The sequence below is a fragment of the Candidatus Sororendozoicomonas aggregata genome (assembly GCF_031528575.1).
GTDB lineage: Bacteria > Pseudomonadota > Gammaproteobacteria > Pseudomonadales > Endozoicomonadaceae > Endonucleibacter > Endonucleibacter aggregata.
The window spans coordinates 76,818-88,234 of sequence record NZ_JAVLSP010000004.1 but is presented as its reverse complement, the minus strand read 5'-3'; the positions used below and the strand labels follow the sequence as shown (position 1 = coordinate 88,234).

The 11,417-nt window shown below is 47.0% G+C and carries 6 protein-coding genes; 2 read left to right on the top strand and 4 right to left on the bottom strand.

The features are described from left to right. The first annotated feature begins 353 nt into the window (after window positions 1-353). A complete protein-coding gene (locus tag V4C51_RS01570; protein ID WP_330924364.1) occupies window positions 354-2,129 on the top strand; it encodes a GspE/PulE family protein in 1,776 nt (591 codons plus the stop codon). A gap of 275 nt (window positions 2,130-2,404) precedes the next feature. On the opposite strand, the gene V4C51_RS01565 is transcribed toward V4C51_RS01570, so the two are convergent. Continuing rightward, a complete protein-coding gene (locus V4C51_RS01565; RefSeq protein WP_330924363.1) occupies window positions 2,405-2,527 on the bottom strand; it encodes a hypothetical protein in 123 nt (40 codons plus the stop codon). Window positions 2,528-2,700: 173 nt separating this feature from the next. Between V4C51_RS01565 and V4C51_RS01560 the strand changes: the two genes are divergently transcribed. Next, a complete protein-coding gene (locus V4C51_RS01560) occupies window positions 2,701-3,912 on the top strand; it encodes a glycoside hydrolase family 3 N-terminal domain-containing protein (RefSeq protein WP_330924362.1) in 1,212 nt (403 codons plus the stop codon). A gap of 193 nt (window positions 3,913-4,105) precedes the next feature. Here V4C51_RS01560 and V4C51_RS01555 read toward each other — a convergent pair whose 3' ends face one another. The 3 genes from V4C51_RS01555 to V4C51_RS01545 all read right to left on the bottom strand — a co-directional run bounded on the left by V4C51_RS01555 (window position 4,106) and on the right by V4C51_RS01545 (window position 10,942). Then, the gene (locus tag V4C51_RS01555; protein WP_330924361.1) at window positions 4,106-7,495 is read right to left on the bottom strand and encodes a hypothetical protein; all 3,390 of its coding nucleotides are present in this window, start codon (window positions 7,493-7,495) and stop codon (window positions 4,106-4,108) included. Window positions 7,496-7,763: 268 nt separating this feature from the next. Continuing rightward, entirely contained in the window at window positions 7,764-7,973 is a 210-nt protein-coding gene (locus V4C51_RS01550; RefSeq protein ID WP_330924360.1) for a hypothetical protein, read from the bottom strand. 35 nt (window positions 7,974-8,008) lie between these two features. Beyond that, complete coding sequence (locus V4C51_RS01545) at window positions 8,009-10,942, bottom strand: hypothetical protein (protein WP_330924359.1); 2,934 nt, start codon at window positions 10,940-10,942, stop codon at window positions 8,009-8,011. Window positions 10,943-11,417 lie beyond the last annotated feature (475 nt).

Sequence of the window (11,417 nt, the reverse complement as noted above, 5' to 3'; positions counted from 1 at the left end):
CCACCGCAGTAGGGCAGTCTATTCTCGGACAGCCTCCTAGGAGCCTGTCGGGCTTAACCCGGATATTTCATAAACATGCTCCTGGCCTTGCTTGCTCCTTGCGGCTCTAAGGGCAGTTTATGAAATATCCGGGTTAAGCTTTCGAGCATGAAATTCAGTAGAGCGAGTCAGATTTTCCGATGGATTTGTGCGAATAGTTGACCTATTTAAGCAAACTCATCGGAAAATATGGCCGCTCTTTCTGGATTTCAGGCCAAAATCGTCTTAAGTCCGACAGGCTCCTGGTAATGAATGACATTAAAACAGAATAACTATACTGACAGGAAGGACAAAACACCTGCAAGGAGCACCTGTTGACCAAGCCTGCCTGCCGACCTTTTCATAACATGCCGGATCTGCCTTCGATGATTGCCGCACTGGTGGAAGATAACCTTCTCACCTCGGCAGAGGGCAAGCGTACCCTCGGACTTCAGCAGAGTACAAAGCAACGTAAAATGCATGTGCTGGAGTATCTGGCTTCCCTGAAGCTCAGCAACCCTCAAGCCAGCGGAGGCTTACTCGATATTGACACCCTCTCACGCTGGCTGGCCGAACAGGCTTGCCAGCGTTATGCGACCATAGACCCTCTGACTATTGATGTGCAATCGGCTACCGCTGTTATGTCCCATGCCTATGCCCGGCGTCATAATATATTGGCTATTGCCGTGGAGGAAGATCACATTGTCATCGCTTCTGATCACCCCTGGAAGAGTGACTGGGAAGACAATCTGCGCCACATAACGCGAAAACCCATGCAAAGGGTCATGGTCAGCCCGGTGGCGTTACGCCGTTACACCGAAGAGCTATACAGCTTATCTGATTCTGTTAAAAGCGCCCTTGACCAGGACAATCAAAGTGCTGTTGCCAGCAACTTTGAACAGCTACTGGAGTTGGGCAATACATCATCCCCCGATGCTAACGATCAGCACATTGTCAACCTGGTAGACTGGTTGCTGCAATATGCCTTTGAGCAGCGGGCCAGTGATGTGCATATTGAACCACGTAGGGAACACTGCCATCTTCGCTTTCGTATTGATGGCCAACTGCACCTGATCTATAAAATGCCGGGGGCCGTCTCTGCTGCCATTGTCAGTCGGATAAAGATTCTGGGGCGAATGAACCTGGCAGAACGGCGCAAACCCCAGGATGGCCGACTGAAGACTCGCACACCCGATGGTAAAGAAACCGAGCTGCGTCTTTCCACGCTGCCCACTGCCTTTGGCGAAAAACTGGTGATGCGTATTTTCAACCCGGACGTGCTGGCGCAAACGCTGCCTGACCTTGGCTTTAGCGCCAGTACTGAACAACAATGGACCGCCATGGTGAGCCAGCCTTATGGTATGGTCATTGTTACCGGCCCTACAGGGTCGGGCAAAACGACCACGCTATACTCCACATTGAAGCTGTTGGCTACCCCACAAATCAATGTCTGCACCGTGGAAGACCCCATCGAAATGATAGTGCCGAGTCTGAATCAAACGCAGGTTCAACCCGGTTTAGAGCTGACCTTTGCCAACGGACTGCGTGCCCTGCTCCGCCAGGACCCGGATATCATCATGGTAGGTGAAATCAGAGATACCGAAACCGCTAACATGGCGATACAAGCGGCCTTGACCGGGCATCGGGTTATTTCAACCCTGCATACCCATGACGCACCTTCAGCCATTACCCGTTTACTGGAGCTGGGAGTGGCTCCTTATCTGATAAAAGCCTGTTTATCTGGCGTAATGGCCCAGCGCCTGATTCGAGCGCTTTGCCCGGCGTGTAAATGTGAGAAAGCGATAACGGCTGAGGAATGGTTCTCTGTTTTTCCCACGGATAATACACAACCGCCTGCTTCTATTTTTACTGCGACAGGATGCAAAAACTGCCGTGGTACTGGCTATCAGGGCCGCATCGGCCTCTTTGAAACTCTGTCGGTGACGTCTGATCTAAAAAAACTAATTCATGAAAACACTGATTCTCTTTATATCCACCAACAAGCCATTAAAGATGGCATGATTCCCTTACTAGCGACAGGGGCTCAGCAAGTTGCCGCTGGTATAACGACACTGGAAGAGGTACTGCGGGTTGTCGATTCCTTTCATTAACAGGAATATAACGGGAAAATTTTCCCGTTCCAGTCATGTCAGTGGTTAATTTTATTAGCAAAAGTATTATCGTCGTTTATTTTTACGGATAAAACTGTTTTCTACGCCAAATCAGTTAGCAGGAATCGCCCTGTACCCATGCTCTTTTTCCAGGAGCCTGTCGCACTTTCTCGCACTTTCTCGCACTTTTTCGCACTTTTTCGCACTTTCTGGATTTTAGGCTGAAATTGTCTTAAGTCCGACAGGCTCCTGGATAAAAACTTTTTTTTATTAAACTACTGTTGCACAATACCCAGGCTTGAAAACGGGTGTTGTTGAGGCATCCATGTTTCACTGCAAATAAAACCAAAATATACCACTGCTGTTCGGTTAATTTCTTCGCCATTTCTGTTAGCCATTACGGACCGCGCTCCTTGGCAAAATTTGCGTTCAGGGACACGAAACCAGCAAAGCCATGCATCAAAAGGGTTGAGGTCTGTCAACCGGACAGCGATAAAAAGATATAAAAATATGTCTGATAAAATCCTGAAAACAGCGTTATTTTCATGCCTGGTAGCACTATCTGGCTGCAGTGACAGCCCATATTCAGTACCCTGCACTGGATGACAGGAAGATAACCTCGTCCATTTCCGGGGAAGAGATGATTGTACCCGCAACACTGTCTCGGGAGATATTACACAACCTGTTGAGGGTAGAACTGAATTATCAGGGACTGATTATTACCGACGCGCTTTATAATATGAGTGGCATCGCCAACCATTTTGATATGACCGATGCGACGATAAAAACATTCCAGGCTGGCGCCGATATTGCCCTCATGCCGGTGTATGCACGCACGCCTGATGACGTTTCCAAAGTCTCCGACCTGATTGAAGGTGTTGTGTCTGCCGTTGAGTCAGGTGAGCTGTCCAAAGAGGCCCTTGATGCATCCGTTAAACGCATAGTGCTCAGCAAAATAAACCAGGGCATAGAGAATAACAACGGTGCTACCTCTTTGGCAGACATTCAAGAAAATGCCCGGAGCGTCATTGGTAATGCTGAGCATAAGTCCATTGAAAAACAGCTAACAGAGCAGTCCATTACCTTAATAAAAAATGACTATTTTTTACCGGCAACCACAGGGGATTTGGGCAAAATTCATATTCTGACGCCCTGGGGTGAACAGGGGAATGCCCTGGGGATGCGCTTTAAAGAGCTTGGTGTCCAGGATGTAACGAATGTTAAATTCAGTGCCACAGACTGGGAAACAGAGAAAGTCGCGATTGCAGAGGCTGATACGATTATTGTTGGCACCTTATCCACCGCGCCGAGTCCTGTTGAGGAAGGTATACCCACAACCTTCAGGGAAAAGCCTTTTTTACCCTACTATCAGCCACCATCTTGGCAGACAGGGACAGGGTCTTTAGTTTTTAACGTTGCTGAAGACAAAAAAAATACCCAGACCCCATTGAATTTATCCGGCATAACGGATGCGCAATTTGCTCGCTATGCCTTGGAAGAGGCTAAAGCGCTGGGCAAAAAAACCATTCTGATAAGTCTCAGGGCACCTTATGATGTCGTGCATTATGATGATGTCGCTGATGCCGTGCTGGCCTCCTACAGTTACTACGGGTACGACTATGGGTATTTACGTGGACCCTCCATGCCGACTGTTGTTGATACCATAATGGGCCTTATTAATCCACAGGGGAAATTGCCAGTAACCGTCAAAGAGCAACATGAGGATGGCTCTTTGGGCGAGGTTGCATACCCCCTGCACTTTGGTCTTTCTTATCCAGATTGACATCCTCCTGGCCCAAAGTGAGATGGGTCACTTCAATCCCCGCACAGCAGAGGCTATGGCAAAAAGGTTAAATCCACCTGTTTGAGCCTTTTCTGTCATTCCCGCGAAGGCAAAAACCCATTGCCAACCGTGGAGTCCCGACTTTGCGGGGATGACGAAAATTTACAACAAGCGGCCACCTCAGTGGCAACTTTTACCCCTCGCCATTGAAAAATTTCACGACTGAGTCAGTGAACTCATCCATTTTTTTTCTTTTGATTTCTTGATAGTTAATACTAAACAATGGGTAACCTAATATGCCTGTGATTATGTTCTTGGAGAACCGGTGTTTTGCTCGCTCATAAAGTGTTCCCTTATCATCCTCCAGGAAATGGGTTGGCCCATCAACTTCAATACACACCCCTTTTGGACAAGTTTCTGACTCTATGTAAATATCAACAGGTAACAGCATAATTGATTTTTCTAATGTAAAGGTTACACGTTCATCATTTATTTTTTCTTTAAGTTTTTCCAATACAGCATTTTGGGTGTCAGATATTGAACCTTCCTCATTTACCTGCTGCATTTCCTCTGACTCTGGCTTGAATCCCTTATAATAAATCCTCGCGAATTCAATTTGCCAGGGAGCTATTTTATAATTTTCTTGTTGTTCAAGATTATTAAGGCATTCAAATAAAGACGTAACTTTATCATCAACGTATATGCCACCGTATTTTTCCAGCATCGCAAATCTCAAAAGAGCAATACACCAACAAAACCACCCTTTAAAGTTGCCATTGGTTATTTCATGGTTAGTCATCATTGGGAAGGCAAGTTCGATACCTTCTTCAATACTTTCACTGGATGACAAACTCATACGACAAAGGCTTTTTAACAAAATCATCCCACAATAATCATCGCGATCACAGAATTCTTTATAAGCTTTTACCAACCTTACAATAAGCGCTTCAGATGGGTAACGCCGCCATTTGCTCAACCCATTGGCGACCATTGCCAGGTCATGTGCTACCCAGTCTGAAAGATCTTCTTTGGTCACCTGTTCAGCAATTTTTTTCAGGGCGCCCTGTACATTTCTATCACCATCTTTCTCCTTGCTCAACCCATTGGCCATCATTGCCAAGTCCCTTGCCGACCAGCCTGACAGGTTGGTTTTGACCAAGTAGCTGGCGATGTTTTTCATGGCGCTCTGTATCTCATTACCATTGGCCTTGCTCAACCCATTGACCATTATTATCAGGGATTTAGCCGTCCAGCCCGTGCCTGACAGATCAATGCTGGCGACCTGACGGGCGATTTTTTTCAGGGCGCCCCGCGCATCATCACCATCGGCCTTGCTCAATCCGTTGGCTAGAATTGACAGGAGTCGAGGTGTCCAGCCCCTGCCTAACAGATCAATGTTGGCTATCTGACGGGCGATTTTTTTCAGGGCGTCTTGCACATCATCACCAGTGACCTTGCTCAACCCATTGGCCATTAGCGCCAAGTCCTGGAGCTGCCACCTTGACAGACTCCTTTGAATCACCTGATGGGCGATGTTTTTCAAAGCTTGTGTCACTGGATGACCATCCGCCTTGCTCAAACCACTAGCCGTGATTGCCAAATACTTTACCAAACAAGCCGACAGCTCCCTTTTGACCACTTGATGGGCGATGTTTTTCAGGGCGTCCCGCACACCATAAATCTCCGCCTTGCTCAGCCCATGAGCCATCATTGCCAAGTCCTCTAGCTGCCAGCCTGACAGGTCCCTTTGGGTCACTTGATAAACGATGCTTTTCAGAACGCCCTGCCCTTCATCACCATCGACTTTGCTCAGCCCATTAGCCATCATTGTGAGTTGATTGACTGGCCAGTCTGAGAAATTGGTGGTGAGTACATGAGCTGCGATTTTTTTCAACGCTTGTCTCACTCGATGACCATCTGCCTTGCTCAACCCACTGGCCATCATTGCCAGGGGTTTTAATGACCAGCCCGATAAATTCCTTTTGGTCACATCACCGGCGAAGTTTTTCAGGGCCTCCTGAACATCGACACCTTCCGCCTTGCTCAAGCCATTGACTACCATTGCCAGCTCATGGACTGCCCAGCCTGACAGATCCCTTTTGGTCAGATCACTGGCGATGTTTGTCAGGGCCTCCTGAGCATGGATACCTTCCGCCTTGCTCAATCCATTAACTATCATTGCCACGATATGGGGTGTACAGTCTTTTCTTAACAAACCGGTTTTGACCACCTGGCAGGCAATGTAGTTCATAAGGGTCTGAACATCATCACCATCAGCCTTGCTCATCGCATTGGCTATCATTGCCCAGTCCTTTAACAGCATGCGTGACAGATCTGTTGTAACTAGCTTATGGGCGATTATCCTCAAAACGGGTTTAACCCATTGGCCATCGCCCTTGCTCAACCCATTGGCCATCACAGCCAAGTGCTTTATAGACCAGCGTGACAGATTGGTTTTGATCACCTCACTGGCAATGTGTTTCAGAGCGCTCTGTACATCGTCATTATCCGCCTTCTTGCTCAACCCATTGGCCACCATTGTCAAATGCTGAATCTGCCAGCCTGACAGATTCATTTCGATTACTTGACGGGCAATTTTTTTTTGGGCTTGTGTCACTCGCTGGCCATCGGCCTTGCTCAACCCATTGGCCATCATTGCCAGCTGATTTTCCTGCCAGCGTGACAGATTGATTTTGGCTACCTGCCCGGCGATGTTTTTCAGGGCGTCCTTTACATCACCACCGTCTGCCTTGCTTAACCCATTGGCCGCCATTGTTAGGTCTTTTGTCAGCCAGTCTGACAGGGAGATTTTAGCCACCTGATGAGCGATGTTTTTCAGGGCGTTCTGTACATCACGGCCCTCCGCCTTGCTCAACCCGTTGGCCACCATTGCCAAGTCCTGCGCCAGCCAGTTTGACAGATCCCTTTCGACCACCTGACGGGCGATGTTTTTCAGGGCCTTCTGTGTATCATCATTCTCCACCTTGCTTAATCCATTGACCACCATGGCTAAATGCTTCGCTGTCCAGTACCTGAGTGGCAGATTGGTGTTGGCCACTTGACGGGCTAACTTTTTCAGGGCGTCCTTGACATCATTACAACTGCGCGCCTTGCTCAAGGCATTAATCACCATGGCCAGGTACTTCACTATCCAATCACTGTTTGACAGATCGGTTTTGATCACCTCACGGGCAATCACCTGGAGAGCACGGTGGTCATCGGATAATCCATTTGAGGTCAAAGCCAACGCCATAGCTGAATGAAAATCATGACAATGGGGGTCATGACGTTTAATGGCCTCAATTATATTTTTTGCCGCGCCACGTCCTCTTCCCTTCTTGAAATTGTTTATTTTCAATGCATTTTTATCGTTTAACACAAAACACTCTTTCTTTGCTCTTTTCTCCATGAAATCCGGTGATTGAGCAGACCATTGATCAGCCCTGCGCTTATAACCACGCACTTTTTTTTCTAAGCTTTGAGGTACATTGCTATATTTTTCGCGAGAAACAGCACTTTCTTTTTCAGGAACAGCTTCGCAAACAGTACAAACAAAAATTAACAATACTAATAGTGCTGGCAATTTATATAAGAACACCCACGAATAGTAAACCTCACAAAACGTAGATATCCTCACCTCCTTAATTTTGGACAACTGTTTTTTATTCAATTCCCATCAATACTACGCAATGACGACCTGTGGACCAGCCAGTGGACGCTCTGTCAAAAGCTGGCATTCACAGTGCCGCCTGTCCTGGAACATCAATTCAATGAGATTGACGTGTACCATCTCCGTTCATCCTGAGCGGAGTCGAAGGGTGTTTGGCGCACGATCTGTCATAGGCCGGAGTTTACGCCCTTCGACAGGCTCCCAGGGCACCTTTGAGCGCAGTAATGAACAGTGTAGTCCCTTTAAAAACATTCGCTTCAGAAGTCAGTGCCATTTGTGCAACACCCGCGTTAAAAACTGAACGACCATTGGATGGAACCCGCAAAGGGACTACCAGGCAGTGAATAAAAATAGTTTGCCGCTCTGAACCAGGAGGCTTTTTCGCACTCATTCTTTGCGCTCATTCAGGTCACTCCACGGTAACTTTTACCCCTCACCGTTGATAAATTCCGCGATGGAATCAGTGAGCTTATCCATCATTTCTTTTCTATAGATTTCCTGATAGTTAATACTAAACAGTGGGTAACCTAATATTCCCATGATTACATTCCTGGAGAATCGATGTTTTACTCGTTCATATAATCTTCCCCTGTCATCCTCAAGGAAATGGCTTGGCCCATCAACTTCAATACACACCCCTTTTGAACAGGTTTTAGATTTTATATAAATATCAACAGGAAATAGCATAATTGATTTTTCCGATGTAATTGTTGCGCGTTCATTATTTATTTTTTCTTTGAGTTTATTTAATACAACCTTTTGCGTCTCAGACATCACACCCACCTTCCCTGACTGCTCCATTTCCTCTGACCCTGGCTTGAGCCCTTCATAAGAAATCCTGGCAAATTCAATTTGCCAGGAAGCTATTTTATAATCTTCCTGTTGTTCAAGATTATTAAGACATTCAAATAAAGATGTAACTTTATCATCAATGTATTTGCTACCGTATTTTTCCAGCACCGCAAATCTCAAAAGAGCAATACACCAACAAAACCACCCTTTATACCTGCCATGGGTTAATTCATGGTTAGTCATCATTGAAAAGGCAAGATCAATGCCTGCTTCAATACTTTCATGGGATAACAAACTCATACGACAAAGGCTTTTTAATAAAAGCAGCCCATAACTATCATCACGATCGCAGTATTCTTTATAAGCTTTTACTAACCTGACAATCAGCGCTTCAGATGCGTAACTCCGCCATTTGCTCAACCCATTGGCCATTATTGCCAAGTCCTGCCCCGACCAGCCTGACAGATCCATTTTAGTCACCTGGCCGGCGATGTTTTTCAGGGCGTCTTGTACATCGCCACCCTCCGCCTTGCTCATGCCATTGACCACCATAAACAAATCCTTAACCGACCAGCCTGACAGATCCATTCTGGCGACCTGGCTGGCAATGTTTTTCAGGGCGTTCTGCGCATCGTCACCCTCCACCTTGCTCAACCCATGGGCCACCATTGCCAGGGGTTGAGCTATCCAGTCCATGACTGACAGGTCAAGACTGGCCACCTGACCGGCGATTTTTCCCAGAGCTTTTCGCGCATCATCACCTTCTACCTTACTCAACCCATTGGTCACAATTGCCAGGTGCTTCACCGACCAGTCTGACACCCCCCTTTTTAGCACCAGACGGGCAATGTTTTTGAGGGCGTCTCGCATCTGCTCACCCTCCGCCTTGTTCAACAAATTGGTTATAATTGCCAAGTTCTTTTCTGACCAGTCTGACAGATCGGTGCCAGTCACCTGAGCTGCGATGTTTTTCAGGGCGTTTTGTATACCGTCACCCTCCACCTTGCTCAACGAATTGGTCATAATTGTCAAGTCCTTTTCTGACCAGTCTGACAGATCGGTGCCGGTCACCTGACGGGCGATTTTTTTCAGGGCGTCCTGCGCATCATCACCATTGGCCTTGCTCAACTCATAGGCCATCGTTGTGAGGTTATTTGCTGACCAGTCTGAGAGACGGGTTTTGAGCACCCGATCAGTGATTATTTTCACGGCTTGTGTCACTTGATGGCCTTCTGCCTTGTTCAACCCACTGACCATCATGACCAAGTGCTTTACCAGACAGTCTGACACGCCCCTTTTGACCACCTGATCAGCGATTTTTCTCAGTACGTATTGAGCATCATCACAATCCACATGGTTTAACCCATTGGCCAGTATTGCCAAGTCATGGGTTGGGTAACCTGACAGATCCCTTTTAGTCAAATGACTGATAATTTTTTTCAGGACCTCCTTAACATGATCACCCTCCACCTTGCTCAACGCGTTGACCAACATTGTCAAGTTCCGCGTTGAACAGTCCCTTGTTGACAGATCCTTTTTGACCACCACAGTGGCGATGTTTATCAGGGTTTTCTGTACCTCCTCACCATCCGCCTTGCACACCGCGCCGGCTATCAATGCCAAGTCCATTATCAGCGAATGTGACAGATCAGTTTTGGCTAGCTGACGGGCGATTTCCCGCAAAGCTCGTATCACCCATTGATCATCCACCTTGGTAAGCGCATTGGCCACCATTGCCGTGTGCTTTACTGACCAACATAATAGATCGGTTTTGATCACCTGACAGGCAATATATTTCAGGGCGTCCTGAACATGATCAGCATTCACCTTGCTAAAGGCATTGGCCACCATTGCCAAATGCTGTCCCAGCCAGCCTGACAGATCCCTTTTGACCACTTGAAGGGCGATGTTCTTCAGGGCTTGTGTCACGCATTGGCTATCCACCTTGCTCAACGCATTGGCCATCATTGCCAATTGACTCTCTGCCCATCGTGACAAATTCATTTTAGCCACCTGATTGGCGATGTTTTTCAGGGCGTCCAGGACATCACCACCCTCTGCCTTACTCAACCCATTGGCCACCATTGCCAGATCCCGCACCAGCCAGCCTGACAGATCCCTTTCAGCCACTTGAAAAGCGATGTTCTTCAGGGCGCTCTGGACATCATCACCATTGGCCTTGCTCAATCCATTGGCCACCATTGCCAGATCCTGCACCAGCCAGCCTGACAGATTCCTTTCAGCCACTTGACGGGCGATTTTTTTCAGGGCGTTCTGTACATCATCACCATTGGCCTTGCTCAACCCATTGGCCGCCATTGCCAAGTACATCGCTACCCAGTTCTCAGGTGACAGATCGATTTTGATCACCTGACGGGCAATCACGCTGAGAACACTTTTTTCCTTGGGTAACCCATTTGAGATCAGAGCCAGAGCCATAGCTGAATGGAAATATTGACAATGGGCGTCATGATTTTTAATAGCTTCAATTATATCATTTACTACTCTGCCACCGCCTTTTCCATTCTTGGCCCTGTTTATTCTAAATCCATGATCATTGCTTAACACATCACATTCTTGATTTACTGTAACATTCAGTGAGTGAGCAGACAGCGCCCCACCCGCGCACGTATTAACAAGCGGTTGTTTTTTTGTTTCCCAAGATGCGTGACTTTTTTCTTTTTTGGGCGCACCTTCGCAAACAGCGCAAAAAAAAGTTAACAATAATAACAGTACTGGCAATTTACATAAGAGCAACTACGAACAGTGAACCTCAGAAAACGTAGATGCCCTTACCTCCTTGCTACGGTCGTTTTTTATTCGATGCTCATCAACACCACACGATGACTAAAAACAGAGCAGTCATAGTGGATGTTCTGTTAAATTCAGGCATCCACATTACGCGACCCGTGATGATAAACAGCATTAACACATTCCTCACCCAGGGTCAGATTACAGCACCTTAGAGTACAGTAATGAACAGTGTAGTCACTTTAAAAACATTTGCCTCAGCCTGAATTCAATACTTGAATACCGTTTTCCC

Coding starts and splice junctions, on each gene's coding strand:
- V4C51_RS01565 (WP_330924363.1), bottom strand. CDS start 2,527: ATGGCTAACAGAAATGGCGAAGAAATTAACCGAACAGCAGTGGTATAT.
- V4C51_RS01550 (WP_330924360.1), bottom strand. CDS start 7,973: ATGAGTGCGAAAAAGCCTCCTGGTTCAGAGCGGCAAACTATTTTTATT.